The 17,195-nt window shown below is 65.0% G+C and carries 17 protein-coding genes; 6 read left to right on the forward strand and 11 right to left on the reverse strand.

Annotated features, from left to right (window positions below; translation table 11 throughout):
* Window positions 1-8: 8 nt before the first annotated feature.
* Both JMY28_RS18860 and JMY28_RS18865 read left to right on the forward strand, forming a co-directional pair.
* The gene (locus JMY28_RS18860) at window positions 9-797 is read left to right on the forward strand and encodes an enoyl-CoA hydratase/isomerase family protein (protein WP_201697423.1); all 789 of its coding nucleotides are present in this window, start codon (window positions 9-11) and stop codon (window positions 795-797) included.
* A 33-nt stretch (window positions 798-830) separates the two neighbouring features.
* On the forward strand, window positions 831-2,840 hold the full coding sequence (locus tag JMY28_RS18865) for an acetyl/propionyl/methylcrotonyl-CoA carboxylase subunit alpha (RefSeq protein ID WP_201697424.1): 2,010 nt from the start codon (window positions 831-833) through the stop codon (window positions 2,838-2,840).
* Between the two features lie 140 nt (window positions 2,841-2,980).
* On the opposite strand, the gene JMY28_RS18870 is transcribed toward JMY28_RS18865, so the two are convergent.
* Window positions 2,981-3,826, reverse strand: a complete 846-nt coding sequence (locus JMY28_RS18870) for a helix-turn-helix domain-containing protein (protein ID WP_201697425.1) — start codon at window positions 3,824-3,826, stop codon at window positions 2,981-2,983.
* A gap of 37 nt (window positions 3,827-3,863) precedes the next feature.
* Complete coding sequence (locus tag JMY28_RS18875) at window positions 3,864-4,421, reverse strand: carboxymuconolactone decarboxylase family protein (protein ID WP_201697426.1); 558 nt, start codon at window positions 4,419-4,421, stop codon at window positions 3,864-3,866.
* A gap of 334 nt (window positions 4,422-4,755) precedes the next feature.
* On the opposite strand from JMY28_RS18875, the gene galU reads away from it, so the two are divergent.
* The 3 genes from galU (at window position 4,756) to JMY28_RS18890 (ending at window position 7,944) form a co-directional block, all read left to right on the forward strand.
* On the forward strand, window positions 4,756-5,700 hold the full coding sequence (gene galU, locus JMY28_RS18880; protein ID WP_201697542.1) for a UTP--glucose-1-phosphate uridylyltransferase GalU: 945 nt from the start codon (window positions 4,756-4,758) through the stop codon (window positions 5,698-5,700).
* A gap of 181 nt (window positions 5,701-5,881) precedes the next feature.
* The gene (locus JMY28_RS18885; protein WP_201697427.1) at window positions 5,882-6,619 is read left to right on the forward strand and encodes a response regulator; all 738 of its coding nucleotides are present in this window, start codon (window positions 5,882-5,884) and stop codon (window positions 6,617-6,619) included.
* The gene (locus JMY28_RS18890; protein ID WP_201697428.1) at window positions 6,616-7,944 is read left to right on the forward strand and encodes an ATP-binding protein; all 1,329 of its coding nucleotides are present in this window, start codon (window positions 6,616-6,618) and stop codon (window positions 7,942-7,944) included. Before JMY28_RS18885 ends, JMY28_RS18890 begins: the two co-directional genes overlap by 4 nt.
* A gap of 93 nt (window positions 7,945-8,037) precedes the next feature.
* Here the strand turns inward: JMY28_RS18890 and JMY28_RS18895 are convergent, their stop codons facing one another.
* Both JMY28_RS18895 and JMY28_RS18900 read right to left on the reverse strand, forming a co-directional pair.
* Window positions 8,038-8,784, reverse strand: coding sequence for a hypothetical protein (locus JMY28_RS18895; RefSeq protein WP_201697429.1), 747 nt, complete (start codon window positions 8,782-8,784; stop codon window positions 8,038-8,040).
* A 268-nt stretch (window positions 8,785-9,052) separates the two neighbouring features.
* Window positions 9,053-9,643, reverse strand: a complete 591-nt coding sequence (locus tag JMY28_RS18900; RefSeq protein ID WP_236596924.1) for a carboxymuconolactone decarboxylase family protein — start codon at window positions 9,641-9,643, stop codon at window positions 9,053-9,055.
* Between JMY28_RS18900 and JMY28_RS18905 the strand changes: the two genes are divergently transcribed.
* On the forward strand, window positions 9,626-10,102 hold the full coding sequence (locus JMY28_RS18905) for a MarR family winged helix-turn-helix transcriptional regulator (protein WP_236596925.1): 477 nt from the start codon (window positions 9,626-9,628) through the stop codon (window positions 10,100-10,102). The two genes, JMY28_RS18900 and JMY28_RS18905, sit on opposite strands and share 18 nt — an antisense overlap.
* Before the next feature lie 3 nt (window positions 10,103-10,105).
* Here JMY28_RS18905 and JMY28_RS18910 read toward each other — a convergent pair whose 3' ends face one another.
* The 7 genes from JMY28_RS18910 to JMY28_RS18940 form a co-directional block, all read right to left on the reverse strand.
* Window positions 10,106-10,873, reverse strand: coding sequence for a CDP-diacylglycerol diphosphatase (locus JMY28_RS18910; protein WP_328809428.1), 768 nt, complete (start codon window positions 10,871-10,873; stop codon window positions 10,106-10,108).
* A 192-nt stretch (window positions 10,874-11,065) separates the two neighbouring features.
* Window positions 11,066-12,520: an indoleacetamide hydrolase gene (gene iaaH / locus JMY28_RS18915; RefSeq protein WP_201697432.1), complete on the reverse strand. Its 1,455-nt coding sequence runs from the start codon at window positions 12,518-12,520 to the stop codon at window positions 11,066-11,068.
* Between the two features lie 59 nt (window positions 12,521-12,579).
* Window positions 12,580-13,500 carry a ferritin-like domain-containing protein gene (locus JMY28_RS18920; RefSeq protein ID WP_201697433.1) on the reverse strand — a complete coding sequence of 307 codons (921 nt, stop codon included), beginning with the start codon at window positions 13,498-13,500 and terminating at the stop codon, window positions 12,580-12,582.
* Window positions 13,501-13,564: 64 nt separating this feature from the next.
* Window positions 13,565-13,780 carry a transcriptional regulator gene (locus tag JMY28_RS18925; RefSeq protein ID WP_201697434.1) on the reverse strand — a complete coding sequence of 72 codons (216 nt, stop codon included), beginning with the start codon at window positions 13,778-13,780 and terminating at the stop codon, window positions 13,565-13,567.
* A gap of 356 nt (window positions 13,781-14,136) precedes the next feature.
* Window positions 14,137-14,832 (reverse strand): NADPH-dependent FMN reductase, encoded by a 696-nt coding sequence (locus JMY28_RS18930; protein WP_201697435.1) that lies wholly within the window; start codon window positions 14,830-14,832, stop codon window positions 14,137-14,139.
* A 403-nt stretch (window positions 14,833-15,235) separates the two neighbouring features.
* A complete protein-coding gene (locus tag JMY28_RS18935) occupies window positions 15,236-15,568 on the reverse strand; it encodes a hypothetical protein (RefSeq protein ID WP_201697436.1) in 333 nt (110 codons plus the stop codon).
* 247 nt (window positions 15,569-15,815) lie between these two features.
* Window positions 15,816-17,147: a cyanate transporter gene (locus JMY28_RS18940; RefSeq protein ID WP_236596926.1), complete on the reverse strand. Its 1,332-nt coding sequence runs from the start codon at window positions 17,145-17,147 to the stop codon at window positions 15,816-15,818.
* Window positions 17,148-17,195 lie beyond the last annotated feature (48 nt).

Raw genomic sequence — 17,195 nt, forward strand, 5'->3', positions numbered from 1 at the left:
AACTGACAATGCAATACGAAACGCTCACTGTAGACATCGTCGGGCACGTGGCGACTGTCACGCTCAATCGCCCGGACGTACGCAATGCGTTCAACGAAACGATGATCGCGGACGTCACGGCTGCTTTCACGGCGCTCGGCGCGCACGACGACGTGCGGGCGATCGTGCTCGCCGGCAATGGCAAGGCCTTTTGCGCAGGCGCGGACCTGAACTGGATGCGCAAGATGGCCGGCTATTCCGACGAGGAGAATCGCGCCGACGCGATGCGTCTCGCGCAGATGCTCTCGGCTGTCTATCGCTGCCCGAAGCCGGTCGTCGCACGCGTGCATGGCGACGCCTATGCGGGCGGCATGGGCCTCGTTTGCGCGGCGGATATCGTGGTGGCCGTGGAAACCGCGCACTTCTGCCTTTCCGAAGCGCGCCTCGGTCTCATGCCCGCCACGATCGCGCCTTACGTGATCCGCGCGCTCGGCGAGCAGGCCTCGCGCCGCTACTTCGTCACCGCCGAAGCCTTCGACTGCGCGACCGCGCAGCGGCTTGGCCTCGTGAGCGAAGCGGTGAGTGCGCAAGCACTCGACGCGACCGTGCAACGCATTGCGGAAACGCTCTGCGCGAACAGCCCGAACGCCGTGCGCGAGTGCAAGCAGCTCGTGCAGGACGTCGCGGGCCAAACGATCGACAACGCTTTGATCGAAGACACCGCCGTTCGCATCGCGCGTATTCGTGCGAGCGAAGAGGGGCGCGACGGCGTGTCGTCGTTCCTCGAAAAGCGCACGCCACGCTGGCGCGATCAATAAGGCAAGAAGCAGGAAACGAAGCGAGGACAGCACATGTTCAACAAAATCCTGATCGCCAACCGCGGCGAAATTGCATGCCGGGTTGCGGCTACGTGCAGGCGGCTCGGCGTGAAGAGCGTGGCCGTGTATTCGGACGCCGACGCGAATTCCAAGCACGTCGCGGCCTGCGACGAAGCCGTGCATATCGGCGAAGCGGCCGCTGCGCAAAGCTATCTGCGCTTCGAGCGCATTATCGAAGCCGCACGCGCCACGGGTGCGCAAGCCATTCACCCCGGCTACGGATTTCTTTCGGAGAACGAAGACTTCGCCCATGCGTGCGAGGCAGCGGGTATCGTCTTCATCGGGCCGCCTGTCGGGGCGATTGCCGCCATGGGCTCGAAGGCGGCCGCGAAGGCGCTGATGCATGCGGCGTCCGTGCCGCTCGTGCCGGGCTATCACGGCGACGATCAGGACCCCGCGCTCTTGCAGCGCGAAGCCGATGCAATGGGCTACCCGGTACTGCTCAAGGCGAGCGCGGGCGGCGGCGGCAAAGGTATGCGCGTGGTTGAGCGCAGCGAAGATTTCGCGGCGGCGCTCGCTTCGTGCAAGCGCGAGGCGGCCAGCAGCTTCGGTAACGACCGCGTGCTGATCGAGAAGTACCTCACGCGGCCGCGCCACGTCGAAGTCCAGGTGTTTGCCGACAAGCATGGCGGCGCGGTTTATCTGTTCGACCGCGATTGCTCGGTGCAGCGCCGTCACCAGAAAGTACTCGAAGAAGCGCCCGCGCCGGGCCTGGCAGACAATGTGCGCCGCGCCATGGGCGAGGCGGCCGTGGCCGCCGCGCGTGCGGTGCAATACGAGGGCGCGGGTACCGTCGAATTCATCATGACGGGCGCCGACTTCTACTTCATGGAGATGAACACGCGCCTGCAGGTCGAACATCCGGTGACGGAAATGATCACTGGCCTCGACCTCGTTGAATGGCAATTGCGTGTGGCCGCGGGCGAACCGCTGCCGCTCGAGCAGTCGCAGCTTTCGATTACGGGCCATGCACTCGAAGCGCGCATTTACGCGGAAAACCCGGCGCGCGGCTTCCTGCCCTCCACGGGCACGCTCAAGCATCTGCGCATGCCCGAGGGCGTCGAGTTCCGGCTCGGCGACGCAGGCCAGCGGGCGAGCGTGCGCATCGACAGCGGCGTGCGCGAAGGCGACACCATTACGCCGTTCTACGATCCGATGATCGCCAAGCTGATCGTGCATGGAGCGACGCGCGAGGACGCGCTCTCACGCATGGAGCGTGCGCTCGAAGCGTGCGAGGTGGTGGGGCCGCATACGAACGTCGAGTTCCTGCACCGGCTCGTGACCTGTGAGCCGTTTGCGAGCGCCGATCTCGACACGGGTCTGATCGAGCGTAACCACGACGCGTTGTTCTCGCCGCAGCACAAGCCGGTTCGCGAAGCGCTTGCGCTCGCGTGTGCGGCGCTGCTTGGCCGTGAGGGTGGCGCAGCGCATGGTGCGTCCCCGTGGCAGTCGCTTTCGCATTGGCGCCTGAATAGCGGCTTCACGCAATCGCTTTCCTGGCGTGATGTCGAAAGCGATACTGCGTTTGCGGTGACGCATACGCATGATGGCGGCGAGGAAACGCTGGCCTATGCGGGGCACGAAGCGCGCTACACGTGGTGGCGCGGCGAGGGCGCGGACGAATACGGCGCGACCATCGGCGACAAGCACGTGACGGGTCGCGTCTTCATCGACGGCGACGTGTTTCATGTGTTCTGCCTCGGCATGGCAATGGCGTTCGAGTGGCAGAACCTGCTCGCGCATGCTGCCGACGCGGAGCACAGCGAGGGCCGCCTGACCGCGCCCATGCCGGGCAAGGTAATCGCCGTGCTGGTGGAGCCGGGCACCGTGGTCGAGAAAGGCGCGCCGCTCATCGTCATGGAGGCGATGAAGATGGAGCACACGATCGGCGCGCCGTCGGCTGGTAAGGTAACCGAAGTATTGTACGGTGTAGGCGATCAGGTGGCGGACGGCGCGCAATTGCTCGTGCTCGAAGCCGCTTGAAGATGCTTGAAGAGCTTTGACTTGTAGGGCCGATGAGTTCCTCCCGGCTTCCCTGTAGCCGGAGAACAACGTGAGAGTTTTGCCCTGGGGCGCTCTGCTGTGGCGGAGCGCCCTTTTTTTCGGTTGCGGCCAGGAAACGCTCAGCGTTCCTTCGCATGCGCCGCAAGCAGTTCCCGATGTCGCGCTTCGGTGGCGTCGTCGGCGGGGAACATGCATTCGAGGCGCAATTCCTGGGCCGCGACGTTTTGCGGCGTACCCACGCTCGTCACCATCGAAAAATAGCGAAGCACGCTGCCGTCGCTGACGAAACTCAGCGGAATTACCGGCATGGACGGCGTGCCAGTCGATCCGTGATGCGCTTTCCAGTCGCCCGGCACGCCGGGGTACGCAAGCAATTCGTCGAGAAGCGTGCGTGTTTCATCGTCAATCACGTGGCCGACTGCTTCGCGATAGACACGCTGCAGCAGGCTTCGCGAAACGTTCTCCCAGTCCGCGAGGAACGGGCGCATGCCCTGAGGATCGAACATCAAATGCAGCATGTTGCGCCGGCCTGCGCGCGCCGCCATGTCGATGAAGTGGCCGAAGAAGCGCGGTGCGGCGTCGTTGGTCATCAGCACGTTCCAGTGCCGGTCCATGACGATGGCCGGAAACGGATCGTGCTGGCGAATGACGCGCTCCAGCGCGCGCACGACGTGCTGCATTTCCTGCGCGTTCCAGGCGGCTTCCGAATAAACGGGCGCGTATCCAGCCGCGAGCAGCAGGGCGTTGCGCTCGCGCAGCGGCACATCGAGTGTCTGTGCAAGGGTTAGCAGCGTGTCACGGCCCGGCACGCTGCGCCCGCTTTCGATAAAGCTGATCTGCCGCTGGGAGATCCCCGCATCCAGCGACAAATCGAGTTGACTCACGCCACGCGCATCCCGCCAATAGCGCAACAGGGTGCCTAGTTCGCTTTGCGGCGCGTGTTGGTCGGGGCGCGTGGGGTTCATCGGTTCTCCGTGGTTGAAGTAAGCAACGATAGCGGACTCACGCCGCGTTCGCACGCCAGGCGAATTGCTCGAACTGCGCTTCGAGTGCCGGGTGTGTCACGCTCGCGGTGTAGTTCGTGATGGCCGATGCGGCGACCGCCGCGATGACCTCCAGCGTCTGTTCGGCGCTGAACCCTGCATCGAGAAAGCGCTGTTGGTTTTCGCCGGAAATGCGGCCGCGCTTTTCGATCAGCGAACGCGCAAGCGTCGACAAGGCAGCCAGTTGCGCATCGGCGGGCAAGCGGCCGTGGCGCATCGCTTCGACATCGGCGCGACTTACGCCTTCCTTCAAGGCTAACGCCGTATGAAACGCAACGGGCCATTCGGCTGCATTCGTGACCGCGTTGGTCAGCAGCAGCGTCTGGATCTGCGGCTCGGTCAGGCTGCTCGAGTGGACGCGCTGGAAGACGCTCAGGAAGCTGCTGATCAGCACTGGCGAGGTGGCCATCTTCGCCGCGAGGTTCGGGATCATGCCGAACGTCTGCTGCAGTTGCTGGAGCACGGGTTGCGATTGCTCGGGTGCGGACTCGATCGTGTGTTGAGGATAGGTGGACATGCTGACTCCTGGGTGTTGAGCGCCACCGGATTGGCGACGCGATAGCCGAAGAGTAGAAGCGAAGGCGCGGTCCGCCAATTACATGCCATGTAATCGCCGCGCGGCGCAGGAATGGCGTGCCCAGCGTGTGCAGCCTGTGGCCGTCTTCATTGACGCGCACTTCGCGCATAAACAGTGCGATCATGGAGTTTGGCTTTTCGGCAGACCTTTCCGGCCGAACCTGGGAACCTGTCGCCGAGCTGATTCGCCTCATGGGGAGATCCGGGGTCGGAATGCAAATCCCACACCCTTCGCCATGGTCGTCACGCTCCTCTACCAGACAGGTGAGGTCAACATGCTTGGTGTTCGTAAAGCTGTGTTCCCGGTGGCGGGAATCGATACGAGCTTTCTGCCGGCAACGAAGGCGAGCCCGAAGGAGATGCTGCCGGTCATCGACAAGCCGCTCATTCAATATGCTGTTGAAGAAGCCATAGCCGCAGGCATTACGGAACTGATATTCGTCACGGGCCGCGGAAAGCGTGTCATCGAGGATCATTTCGACAAATCCTACGAGGTCGAACATCGACTGAGGGCGCGAGGCAAGCACAATCTCGTCGAGCTCGTGCAGAACATCAAGCCGGCCAACGTCGAGTGCATCTACGTTCGGCAAGCCGAGCCTCTTGGCCTCGGCCACGCCATACTCTGCGCGGAAAAGCTGATTGGCGACGAGCCGTTTGCAATCGTGCTCGCTGACGATCTGCTCGATGGAACGCCCCCGGTTCTCGCGCAGATGGTGCATATATTCAGCCACTACGATTCCTCTGTTCTCGCTGTGGAGGAGTTCGAATCGTGGGAGTCCACGACTCACGGCGTGATCGATGGCCGCCATTGGGACGAACGGGTCATCAACGTCAGTCGCATCATTGAGAAGCCATCGCCTGAACTGGCGCCATCGAGCTTCGGGGTTGCCGGACGTTATGTGCTTATGCCAAGTATCTTCGAGCATTTGCGTGCGGTGAAGCCAGACTTGAATGGCGAGATTCAACTGACGCCCGCAATTCATTCAATGCGCGAGGGAGAGCAGGTGCTGGCCTACCATTTCGTTGGCAAGCGCTATGATTGCGGAACCAAGCTCGGCTATGTTCAGGCGACCGTTGATTTCGCCCTGCGGCATGCGGAGTTGCGGGAGACCTTCGGCGCGTGGCTGCGCGAGCGCGTTGGCGCCGCGCAACTGGGTGCGTGGGCAACCGATTCGATACCGAATCAGGCGGCTCCAGGCGCGCAGGAACTCGCGCTTTGAAGGACTGCCCTATTGCATAGGAGAATTGAACGATCTGTGAGAACGTACCGGCTCCATAGCAAGATTTCATATTGATTGGGCGCGATCCGATGATTCTGCCCTTTTTCAAGGGTGGTGCAAGGAAAGGAATGGTAAGAAACGCTGGAAGGTTCCGCCCGCCCCACTGCTTTAAAATCGCGGCATGAATCCCAGCGTCCTCATTGTCGACGACGATCCCGTCGTGCGCGATCTGCTGAGCCGCTTTTTGCGCTCGCATAACTTCGATACGGCCGTGCTGCACGACGGCGTCCACCTCCAGCGCCGCCTCGAGCGCGAACGTCCGTCCATTGTGGTGCTGGACATCATGATGCCCGAGACCGACGGTCTCGAGGCCATCGCCGCCTTGCGCGCGGCCGGCGACGACATTCCCGTCATTTTCGTCACGGCGCGTGGCGCGGTGAGCGACCGCATTCGCGGGCTCTCGCTGGGCGCGGACGACTATTTGCCGAAGCCCTTCGATCCGCACGAACTGCTCGTGCGCATCCAGAACATTCTGCGTCGGCGCGGCCCGTCCACCGCCAGCGCGCCAGAAGCGCGCCGGCGCTACCGGTTCGGCGACTTCGAGCTCGACTTCACGATGCGCACGCTCTCCTGCGGCGGCACGCAAATCCCCCTGAGGGAAAGCGAATTCGCGTTGCTGAAGGTATTCGCCACGCATCCCTACAAAGTGCTTTCGCGTACGCTGATCCACGATATCGTGCACCGCGACGAGCGCGAGTTTCACGAACGCAGCCTCGACGTGCCGATATGGCGCCTGCGCCGCGTGATCGAGGCTGATCCGTCGAATCCGCGCCACATCCAGACGGTGCGCGGCAAGGGCTATGTATTCGTGCCGGATCCGGCGAATTATTCGGAGGCGCACGGCGCAGCAATTCAGTGAGAAGTCCGTTGAATACGCTGTTCGGGCGCATGGCGTTGCTCTCGGCGGCCGTTCTGCTTTCCATGCAGCTCGGCTGGTTTTTGCTGCTTGCCCGCCAGCCGCCGCGCCATGAAGTCGATGGTTTCGCGCGCGGCGTTCTGCTCGCCCTGCGCGTGGCTAGCGAGGAGCACGTCGGGGGCGGCACGCTGCCGCCCCCGGTGCACCTGGGCGGCTCTCTCGAGCCGCCGAAGGACGGCGACCTGAGCGACGTGCTGCGTGTGCACCGCGTGCCGGTGTGGAACGTGCCCAAGGACGTTCATCTGCACGAACCGACGCGCCGGCCGCTAGTCGATCTGACGCGCCATCTGCGTGAGCAATTGCCGCCCGGCACGCAGTTCGCCGTGGACGATGCACGGCCGCCGCAACTGTGGGTGCGCTTTCCGGGCAGCACGACCTGGGTCGTCGTGCCTGTCGATATTCCGCCGCCGCCGCGTTTTGTCATCGAAGGGATTTCGATGCTGCTGGCCGCGCTCACGCTGTCGTTCCTTGCTGCCTGGCAGATCCAGAAACCACTTGCGAGTCTCGCGCACGCGGCGCGCCGATTCGGCACGGGGGAGCGCATTGCGCCGCTCGAAGGCAAGGGGCCACGCGAACTGCGCGACGTGAGTGCGTCGTTCAACGACATGATGCGCTGCGTGAACGAGGCCGAAGACGACCGCGTGGTGATGCTGAGTGGCATTGCGCACGATCTGAAGACACCGCTTACACGGCTGAAGCTGCGCGCGACCCTGATGGCCGAGGAGTCGGAGCGCAATGGCATGCTGCGCGACGTCGATTCGCTCACCCACATCGTCCAGCAGTTTCTCGAGTTCGCGCAACAGTCGCCCGATGCGGGCAGGCTGTTGAGCGTCGACGGCTTTCTGCAAAGCCAGTTTGGCAATCCTGATGAAATCGAGGGCGGAGACAGGCCGCTGTTCGTGCTCGATTTGCGGGCTGGTCCTCGATTCAAGCTGCCGCAGGTCACGCTGGACCGGCTCGTCACAAATCTGGTCGACAACGCGCTCGAGTATGGCGCACCGCCGGTCGAAATCTCAACGGCGATCGAAAACGGATCGTGCCGGATACGCGTGCGCGATCACGGCGCCGGTATCGAGCGTGAGCGGATTCCGGCTGCCATGAGGCCATTCGTACGCCTGAATGCGGCGCGCGGCGGCGAAGGCCACTGCGGCCTCGGGCTGGCCATCGTCGCGCGGCTTGCGCGCGACAGCGGCGGCCATTGCGACGTCGATAACCATCCAGAGGGCGGCCTGCTCGTGCAGCTCAGCTTCCCTGTCACTCACAACTGATACGCCACCACAAAAAAGCGCGCGCCGAGCCCTCGCGGACCGGCGCGCAAACGTGCCAACGCTTAAAAAGCGGGCGCTTGTGGACGGATTGGGTCAGGCCGTCGTGCTCACGAACAGGCCGCTCGCGGCGCCCGAGCCCTGCTGTTGCAGGTTGCTCGCGAGCGTCGTGAGGAATTGCTGAAGCTCGGACGTCGTGTCGCTGGAGGAACTGCTCGACGATGCGCCCATGGCCGTCAGGAGGTTCTGGAAGTCAGACGTCAATTCGCTATCCGAACTACTGCTGCTCGATGAATTGCTCGCCGTGCTCGAATCGGAGGACGCGCTGCTCGAAGCCGACGATAGCGACTGAGCGAGATTCGAGATTGCCGAGGCGAGATCGCTTCCGTAGCCGCCCGCCGACGAGGGCGGAGGCGGTGGAGGCGGCGGCATCATCGCTGCCGCACTGCTCGCGTCGCTCGAATCGCTCGACGTGGACGACATGCTGGAACTCGAAGCCGCGGTCGTCGCAGACGTAGCGCTTGCCGACGAAACCGTGCTGCTGTCGCTGCTGTCGTCCGTGCCCGTCGCGGTGACGCCGCTTTGTTGCGCGGCGGCCTGGAAAAGCGCGCCGAGGAATTGCTGAAGCGCGGCGGCAAGTGCGTCGGGCGAAGTGGCCGACGTGCTCGACGTCGAGTCGGTGGAGCTCGACGATGAATCGGAACTGGTGGTGCTCGCGGACGTACTGGCCGTGCTGTCTGTGGTGAAGCCGAGCGCCGAGAGCGCCGAGGCGATGGCGGCAGCCAGCGGATTGACGTTGTTCGAGTCCGACGAGGCATCCGAAACCATGGGCATGCCCGACATCTGGCTGTTGCTCGTGGTTTGCCCGTCCGCCTGGTAAGCCGCCCAGGTTGAATACAGCGAGTTTGAGTTGGATAACGCGCTTATCGACATGTTTAACCCCCCGGTGAATGTGCGATATGGTCGATGCCCGACCGAGACGGCTGGTCAGGCCACTCAGTCGGCGCAATCGTATGTCGTCTTTCACTGCAGGGGGCGGCTTTGTAATTGGAGGAAAGAGTTCAGGTAAGAATCTCGCGCAATCCTTACCTTTCCTTTCCTCAGCGTGCTATCAGGCTGCTTCGTCGCGCACCGGCGGCGCAAAACGCAGCGCCACGGCAATGCGGTTCCACGCATTGATATTTGCCACGGCGGCGGTCAAGAACGCCATTTGCTCGCCGGGAAATTGCCGCGCAACGTCTTCGTAAAGCGCATCGCTCACGCCTTCATGGAGTTTCGCGCTCAGCGCCTCGGTGTAAGCCAGCGCAGCGCGTTCGCGCTCGCTGAAGGATTCCGGCGCCTCGTGCCATGCGGCCACGAGATCGAGTTTGACGCGCGGCACGGCTTTTTCGCGCGCAATATTGAGGTGGTACTGAATGCAGAAGGCACAGCCGTTGATTTGCGAGGCGCGGATTTTCAGCAGCTCGGTGAGCGACTTTTCGAGCCCGGATGCGTCGACGGCTTTGCTCATGGCGGAGAGTGCTGCGGCCACGGGGGCGGCGTCGCGCACAAAGGTTTCGTAAGCAATACGGGTAGAAGCGCTGGACATGACTGGACCTCGCGAAGTTCGGCCGTTAATATCAGAGCACGAACATAATATTCGAACTCTGACATTATGCGCAAGACAGCGAAGAAAGACCCGACCATGAAGAGGGGGGAGCACGTGCCAGCCATTCCGGAGGTCGGCGAGGGCAAGCGAGGCGAGTCGGGCTATTTCGGCTACTTGCTGCGCCAGGCGGGTGCGGCCCACCGTTTGCGCATGGAACGCGCGCTCGACGATCTCGGCATAACGCCGCCGCAATTCGTCGTGCTGACCATGCTGGCCGCCTACCCCGGCATTTCGGGCGCCGATCTAGCGAGGCTCGCGGCGCTCACGCCGCAAACGGTGAGCGTGATCGTCGCGAATCTCGAGCGCGGCGGCGCGATTGTGCGTCGCCCGCACGCGGTGCATGGGCGCATTCAGCAGATCGACGTAACCGATGGAGGCGAGACGCTGCTCAGGCAGTGCCGCGCGCGTGTGAAGAAGCTGGAGGCGCGCATGGCCGTGGGCTTCACGGCCGAAGAGGAGCAGGTGATACGGCGCTGGTTAGTGAGCGTCGCGCGCGAGGACGACGCCAGCTAAGTGCTATTGAGAGGCGCTTTTCTGTTGCGTGAGGCTGCACGAATGGTCGAGCAGGCCTTCCGCTGTACCCGTTCCGCCATCGACATCGAGCCCGCTATTCACGACGAGCCAGCCGTCGCGCTGTGTATCGGGGCCTGCGCCCGTCACGAGTATCGTCTGCACGGCCATGGTTTCTTTCGGGCCGAGATCGCGCTCGACCACGCGAAACGGATTGTTGCGATTCGAGAGGCTGGTCACGCGCGTGACGCGGTAGGGCGAGCCGTCGAGTGTCGTCCACCGCCACGTGCCCGGCGCCATGTCGGCATACGGCGCGAGCGCTTTCGTAATGTCGGGGCGCATGCAATCGACGTGGATGTGCAGTTGATTCTGCGTGCGGCGTTCCGAGGAATTGATCTCCAGGCCGAGCTGGTTGCCGGCGAGCGGCATGCCGAGTTTCGCTTCCACGAAGCGTCCTGCTCCCCATGCGCCTACCCAGTACTCGGGTGCGCCGCCGTAAAGAATCTCAGGGCTCTCGATGCCGGCCACGCGGTCGGTGGGAATCACGAGATACTGCGCGCGGCCCGCGATGTCCTTGAGCACCGCATAGCGCTTCTGGAAGTCGACAGTGGTGCAGGGGCCGGGCTGGCCCTTGTCGCGCATGTTCGGCACGCACTGGCCGCCCACGACTTTCCAGAGACCGTCGGAGTCGACCGCGGAGAGGCGCACGCAGGCGCCGGTGGCGGCGAGCGTAACGACCGCCGCCGTGGCGATGGCAACGCGGGACATCCGCATGAAAGGGACAAGGCGCAAGGATCGCATTGGCACGAGGTGTCTGGAGTCATTCGATCAAACGCGCCGCGGTGCGAAGCCTGGACGCGTCGCGGCGCGACGACGCAGCGCGCAGTGTAGCGCAATGCCTGTGACAGTCTCTTCAATGCAAGAATGCGTTGCGCCACAGCTTCGTTGGCAGGTTGCGTCGTCCGCTCAAATCTCAGGCGCAGGCAGCGTCCCGAGAATCGCTTCGAACGCGAGACCGATCGCGAGCAGCCTGCGGTCGCCGCCGGCCGGTCCGTCGAGTTCGAGCCCAACTGGCAAGCGCGCGTTGACAAGGCCCGCAGGAAGCGCGAGCCCAGGGATGCCGGCGTTGCTCGCGGGATCGGTGTTGCGCAGATATGCCTCCATCTCGTCGATTGGCGCCGCGCCGTCGATCGACACGCGAGACGAACCGTTCAGCTCGTCGATCGGCACGGCGGTGAGCCGCGTCGTGGGAAAGAGCAGCGCGTCCAGGCCGCTGGCCGAGAAGGTTTGCGCGTAGAGCTGCTGCAGGCGCGGCCGCCACACCGTCATCGCGGCGTGGTAGTCGCCGCCGCGCGCGTCGGCAAGTACGGCGTCGTAGGCCGCGCGTACGTCGGGGCTCGCAATACGCGCGGCGACGTCGGCCACGGTTTGCGCGGGCGCGTGGTTCGCAACTAGCCACGCGGCGAGATCCTCGATGGGCTCGTGTAGCGCGATCGCGTAGCTCACGCGGTCGTTCAGCGCGAGCAGCTCGCTCATTTCCACGGGCACGAGCGTGACGCCCGCAGCTTCGAGCTTCGCGAGCGCGGCGCGCGCCACGTCTTCGAGCGCGGCTTCGAGGCCTTCCCACAGCGGCGCGGGCAGGCCAATGCGCAGATTCGTCACGGCGGCCGGCGAGAGCGGACCGTGCCCCGTGATCACGGCGTCGAGCAGCGCGACATCGGCTACCGTGCGCCCCATCGGCCCGACCGTGTCGCGTGTATGGCTGATCGGCACCACGGCTTGCGGATCGTGATAGCGGCGTTGCGTGCCGCCGTCGCCCACGCTCGGGCGCAAGCCGACAACGCCACACAGCGCGGCGGGAATGCGCGTGGAGCCGCCGGTGTCGGTGCCGAGTCCGGCAGGCACGATGCGCGCCGCAATGGCGGCCGCCGTGCCACCCGACGAGCCGCCAGGAATTCGTTCGGGGTCCCAGGGGTTGCGTACTGGTCCCGCATGTGGCGCAAGATTCGTGCTGGTGATGCCGAACGCAAGCTCGTGCATGTTGGCTTTGCCGAGTATGATCGCGCCGGCATCGACGAGGCGCTGCACCGAAGGCGCGTGACGCGCGGGCAGGAAGCCTTCGAGCGCGGGCGTGCCCGCCGAGGTTTGCAGACCGCGGGTATTGATGTTGTCCTTCACGATCACGGGCAGGCCCGCGAGTGGCAGACGCGCGCGCTCGCTTGCGCCTAGCGCGTCGATGCGTTGCGCGGCGGCGAGCGCGCCTTCCACGTCGAGCACGGTGAACGCGTTGAGGTTGGAGAGCGCTTGCGCGCGCGCGAGCAGCGTGGCGACGTAGTCGGCGGCTTTCAGTTGCCCGGCTTGGATGGCTTCGACGGCTTGCGTCGCGCTCAATTCCAGTTGCTGGTCGACAGTCCAGGTCATGCAGCGTTCTCCACGTGCGGCCATGCGGCCATGCCACAAACGCGTAAGACGTTGTGGCGCTACTTCTTCAAGAGGCGCAGCGCGAAGCGTGCGAGTGTGGGCACGAGCGTCGGCCGCAACAGGCGCGCGTCGTAGCCGCTCATGCGCGCGTCGTTTTCCTCGAGGCAGAGTTCGATCATCTCGCGCGGTTCGAGCGAATCGCCCAGCACCTCGCGGTTCGCCGGCAGGAAGTTCGAGTCGCGAGCGTGGCCATTTGCGTCGATACCTCGAGCGATAGCGAGCCGTTCCCACACCAGCATGAACCAGATCGCGGCTACGCGCACGGAGTGCCACGGTCTGCGCCACCAGGGCATGGTCTTGCGATACCACGCCACCCAGTTGATGAAGAAGAGGATATGGCGCGCCTCTTCCTGGATCACTGGCTCGAAGGTTTCGACGAGGTCTGCCGGAAAAAAGCCTGAGCGCTGCGCCGAGCGAAACAGGCCGAACGCGAAGAAGCTGTCGATGCACTCGCTATAGCCGGTGAACATCCACGCCCACTCCGCCTTTTTGGGCGGCGGGTAGGCGGGTTCCGGCGCAAGTTCGATGCCATAGGCCTGCACGAGGTGCGAGAGCACGACCTTGTGGCGCGCCTCCTCGGCGGCGTCCATTTCGATCGCTTCGCGCAGCAGCGGGTCGTTCAGGGTTTGCGCATAAGTCTGCACGCGGATCGAGGCGCGGCCCTCGGTCTGCACCGCGATATCCCAGATCGGCAGCGACGTGAGGCGCCTGAGCGCGTCGGGCTCGAGCTTTGGCCAGTCGAGCACGGCGGGGCGGTACGGATCGTGGGTGTCGAGCAGCATCCGGCAGAACATCTTGCAGTGTTCGTCCGATCCGATCTTGATGGGCCCTGGCCTGGCGTGAGTCCAGCGCCGCAGCGCGGCGTCCTGCTCGGAGATGAAGGCTGCGCCTTCGTCCGGATGCGTCAAGGTTTCGGACATGAGCATCTAACGTTGAACGGGGTATGACTCCTATTCTGTCACAAGCGTAAGGAAGCATGCGCGCTCACGCGCAGTGGCGCTGCTGGTCGATCCACATGCGCGCCCAGCGGCAGGCGTAGGCGAGTGCGTGTCTCTCTTCGAAGAAGTAATCGAGTTCGTCGAACGAATGCTGCGCGCCCGGCTGCGTGCCAATGGTGAGATTGGCGGCGAAAAGGCCGTTTGGGAGTTGCTGCGCGCTGGGGGCGACGACGTAGCCTTTGTAGCGTAATGGTGTGTTCATGGCCGCGCTTCCTGCTGATCTACTGCTGATTTGCTCGGGTTCTCTTTCTGGGTGGTGCGTGCGTTTTGCTGCCCACCCACTGTGCCGACACGGACCAGCGTACGGGCCGTCGTGTGTCGATGGAACCAATCATTCGTCGCAAGCAAATCACGTGTGGCCTGGAACAGTCAGCAGAATGATCCGGATGAGGCGAGGGGTGAATCCGGCTTCAATGTGGACCTGGCGGCATGCGCAGTCTGTGGGGTGGCGCACGCGATGCGCGCCACGCGACACGGGCAATGTGGGTTAGGGAACGTTTCTCGCCCCGCGCGCGCGGCGACGAGCGGGTGTGCAAGCCGGAAAGGTCGGCTAGCGCGTCAGACTGCGAGGCTCAGGCGCTTTTCAGTGCGCGGTGCGTTGGCGACCTGTGCGCCGCCAACGCCGTTCGCGGCGCTCGCGGCACTCGCAAACGACGCCGCGTGCTGGCCCTGGCCGCCAAACGCGAGTGCGAATTGCGCCGCCTGGCGGCCGACCGTGGCGAGTTGTTCGGCGACCTTAGCGTCGGAGCACTGCTGCGCGCTCTCGAAGCGCGTCTCGAGTGTGTTGATGCCCGCGCCGAACGGCGTTGGCCAGCCGCGCAGCGCGTGCACGATCGAGCGCAACGAGGTCAGCACGGAACCCGCGGCCTGCCAGCCATAGGCCGTGACGATGCACCCCACGGCACGGCCGTCCAGGTACGGGCGGTTGTCGGCGCGTAGTTCTTCGAGCGTGTCGAGCGCGTTTTTCACGAGCCCGGAAACGCCACCGTGATAGCCCGGCGTCGCGATGATGACGGCGTCGGCGGCGCGCACGGCTTCGATCAGCTCGAGTTGAGCGTCGGTGCGGGCCGGGTCTTCGGGCGCGTAGTGCGGCAGGGTATGCAGGAACGTGCCGCCGAACAGTTGCGTGCGCGCGCCGGCTTCTTCGGCGCCGCGCAGGGCGAAGGCGAGCGCGCGCTCGGTCGACGAAGCGGCGCGCGTGGTGCCGCCAATACCCACCACGAGCGGGCGGCGTTGCGAATCGGAAAGGCTCAAGGGGGCTCCCTGAAATGCGATGAGGCCTGGCTCGCGCGTTATCCGGCCGCGCAGCCACGAAACCTGAAAAGGGTCATCTTAGAGAGCGTGCCGCGTGGCGCGAAACGACTTTTTGTTCTAACCATATGCCGGCAGCGCTACGTTGCGCTGCGCCATCGGGCCCGAAATGCATATGCGAAAGCATTGGTTGGACGCGCGGCGGCCCATGGCTAAGATGAATCCGTCTCCTCCATGACATCTCCTTGACATGGGATTCGGCCCCGCACTTCTCCGGTGACGGGGCTGTTTTTTTTCTGGAGACGGAAAGGAGCGGCGCTTCGAGGTGTTCGAGGCCAGGATCGCGGCAGGTTCGCCCCGCGCTCTATGTCGTGCTATCGGCTGCTCGATGCGGCCGTGCGCAGGCTCACACCATGAGTACGTTGCCGTCGGGGCCGATTTGCGGCGGAATTTCCGGCAGGGTCCCGTTGCCAGGCGTGGTGCGCGTGGGCACGCCCGGCATGGCCGGCAGCGTGGGCGCGGGGGCGCGTACGGCCGGTTCGGCGACCTTGCGTGTGGTGAGCTTGTCGGCGGAGGCGAGCTTGTGCTTCGTGCCGCGATGCGCCTTCTTGCCGGCATTGCTCGCATGCGCCGAGGGCGTGCGCGCTTCCGGCGGATTCCAGATCTCGATGTAGTGTTCCCCGGCGAGCGCGGTGGACGCGAGGACGCCCAACAAGGTCCCCGTGATGAAGAATCGCACGTCGTGTTCTCCGTTTCGATGTACAGGCCGGGGCCACGCCATGCAGCAATGTGCGATGGGGCGGCGCCACCCGGTACTGCGGACCGGGTGGCACGAACGGCCGGCTGCCACGCACTGTACATTCATACAGGCGCTTATGCAAACGTTTCACGACGCGCTGCGGGCGATCTGTTGCACGGGCGCGGCGCGCCCGGCGGGGCGCCCAAGCGGGCTCGCGCCAGTGCTCAATCTCACGTGCGCGGGAGGTTCAGGCGTCGAGCGCGGTCCGGCTTTGCGCGACTGCGCCGTTCGCCGCGCCGTCCGCCGTCGAGGCAGACGCGGCCGGGCCGTGGGCACCGAGCCAGCGTCCGTAGCTGCGCGGCGAGAACGCGAACGTGAGCACGATCATCGCGCTGATCGATACAGCGAGCATGATCCACGCACCGGTAAAGCCGCCCGTGAGGTCGCGCACGCGCCCGGCCACGATGGGAGCGAGCGCGGCGATCACGAAGCCCAGTCCCTGAACGAAGGCAACGAGGCGCGCGGCCACGCGATGGTCGGCGCAATGGTCGAGCGCGGTGACGAGCGTGAGCGAGAACACGCCGCCGAGCCCCGCGCCCGCCGCCGCGACCCACAGCAGCGGCGCGGCCTCGGGCCACGCGGCGAGGCCGATCACGCCGAACACCTGGGCGCACAGGCCCAGAACGAGCCACGGACGCCGGTCCGTGAATGCTGCTGCGGCAAGCGGCAGGAGCAGCGCGCTGGCGGCCTGGAACACGGTCATCGCGGCGAGCAGCGAACCGCTCGCTTCCACGCTCGCGCCGTGCTGCTGATAGTAGGCGGGCAGCCACGCGACGAGGCTCGTATAGCCGCCGTTGACGAGCCCGAAATGCAGTCCGAGCGTCCACGCCCGGCGCTTGCGCCAGACCGGCACCGTTGTCGCTTTGGCATGCTCCTGCGAGGGCGCAGCGGCGGCCTGCTGCGCGCGCCGGCCGGCGCCGAAGCCGCCGTTCAACGTCCCCCAGATCGCCAGTGCGGCCAGCGCGGGCAGCGCCCACACGGCGAGCCCCGCATGCCACGAACCGGCGATGCGCGCGACGAGCGGACTCAGGCTCGCGCCGAGGCCGCCGCCGCCCATGATCGACGCCGAGAACAGCCCCATTGCGAGCGGCACCCGCGCGGCGAAGCGTTGCTTCATGACGGCGGGCAGCAGCGCCTGGATGGCCGCGACGCCCGCGCCGGCCGCGGCCGCCGTGAGCATGAGCGCGCCGCCGCTGGCGGCGAACGCGCGGGCTGCGCATGCCACGGCAATCGCCACGAGCCCGAGCGCGACGCCGCGCGTCTCGCCGAGTCGGCGCGCGAGCAGGCCGGCGCCGAACGCGCCGAGCCCCATCGCGACGACGGGCAGGCTCGTGAGCAGCGAAGCGCCGTAGAAGCTCAGGCGGGTGTCGTTGCGGATGGTTGTCATGAGCGGGCTGATCGAGGTGAGCAACGGCCGCAGATTGAGGCCGATCGCGACGATCGCGGCATACCACGCAAGCGCGCTGGCGGACTCGCCGGACGGCGTTTGGGAACGAATGGAGCGGTTTTGAGGGTTCAATGCGGTCAACCTTTTTACTGCCGTATGGTTGACCATTATATAAAATAA

The sequence above is a fragment of the Paraburkholderia hiiakae genome (assembly GCF_904848665.1).
Classification (GTDB): Bacteria; Pseudomonadota; Gammaproteobacteria; order Burkholderiales; family Burkholderiaceae; genus Paraburkholderia; species Paraburkholderia hiiakae.

Excerpts from the sequence above, each read along its gene's own strand:
- JMY28_RS18860 (WP_201697423.1), top strand. The coding sequence starts at position 9 with ATGCAATACGAAACGCTCACTGTAGACATCGTCGGGCACGTGGCGACT.
- JMY28_RS18865 (WP_201697424.1), top strand. The coding sequence starts at position 831 with ATGTTCAACAAAATCCTGATCGCCAACCGCGGCGAAATTGCATGCCGG.
- JMY28_RS18870 (WP_201697425.1), bottom strand. The coding sequence starts at position 3,826 with ATGAACCCCACGCGCCCCGACCAACACGCGCCGCAAAGCGAACTAGGC.
- JMY28_RS18875 (WP_201697426.1), bottom strand. The coding sequence starts at position 4,421 with ATGTCCACCTATCCTCAACACACGATCGAGTCCGCACCCGAGCAATCG.
- galU (WP_201697542.1), top strand. The coding sequence starts at position 4,756 with ATGCTTGGTGTTCGTAAAGCTGTGTTCCCGGTGGCGGGAATCGATACG.
- JMY28_RS18885 (WP_201697427.1), top strand. The coding sequence starts at position 5,882 with ATGAATCCCAGCGTCCTCATTGTCGACGACGATCCCGTCGTGCGCGAT.
- JMY28_RS18895 (WP_201697429.1), bottom strand. The coding sequence starts at position 8,784 with ATGTCGGGCATGCCCATGGTTTCGGATGCCTCGTCGGACTCGAACAAC.
- JMY28_RS18905 (WP_236596925.1), top strand. The coding sequence starts at position 9,626 with ATGAAGAGGGGGGAGCACGTGCCAGCCATTCCGGAGGTCGGCGAGGGC.
- JMY28_RS18910 (WP_328809428.1), bottom strand. The coding sequence starts at position 10,873 with ATGCGGATGTCCCGCGTTGCCATCGCCACGGCGGCGGTCGTTACGCTC.
- iaaH (WP_201697432.1), bottom strand. The coding sequence starts at position 12,520 with ATGACCTGGACTGTCGACCAGCAACTGGAATTGAGCGCGACGCAAGCC.
- JMY28_RS18920 (WP_201697433.1), bottom strand. The coding sequence starts at position 13,500 with ATGTCCGAAACCTTGACGCATCCGGACGAAGGCGCAGCCTTCATCTCC.
- JMY28_RS18925 (WP_201697434.1), bottom strand. The coding sequence starts at position 13,780 with ATGAACACACCATTACGCTACAAAGGCTACGTCGTCGCCCCCAGCGCG.